At 45.2% G+C, this 241-nt stretch carries 1 protein-coding gene; it reads right to left on the reverse strand.

Annotation, left to right across the window (positions count from 1 at the left end):
* Window positions 1–241: efflux RND transporter permease subunit (locus AAEZ06_RS28135; RefSeq protein ID WP_350617484.1), on the reverse strand; the 241-nt coding region annotated here is incomplete at both ends.

Raw genomic sequence — 241 nt, forward strand, 5'->3', positions numbered from 1 at the left:
ATCTTGAGATACCACGTCATCATTTTGCTTTGTTTTTCGACGTACTTTTTTTCTGGTCGTAGGATATAGGCCGCCATCATGGGCGTGATCAAACGCGCCACCATTAATGAGGCAAAAATTGATAAGGCGGCCGTCCAACCAAACTGACGAAAGAACTGACCGACAATACCACCCATAAAAGCGGTGGGCAAAAATACTGCAATTAGAGTAAAAGTCGTGGCGACTACTGCCAACCCAATCT

This window comes from Pseudomonas sp. HY7a-MNA-CIBAN-0227, assembly GCF_040310325.1.
In the GTDB taxonomy this organism is placed as follows: domain Bacteria; phylum Pseudomonadota; class Gammaproteobacteria; order Pseudomonadales; family Pseudomonadaceae; genus Aquipseudomonas.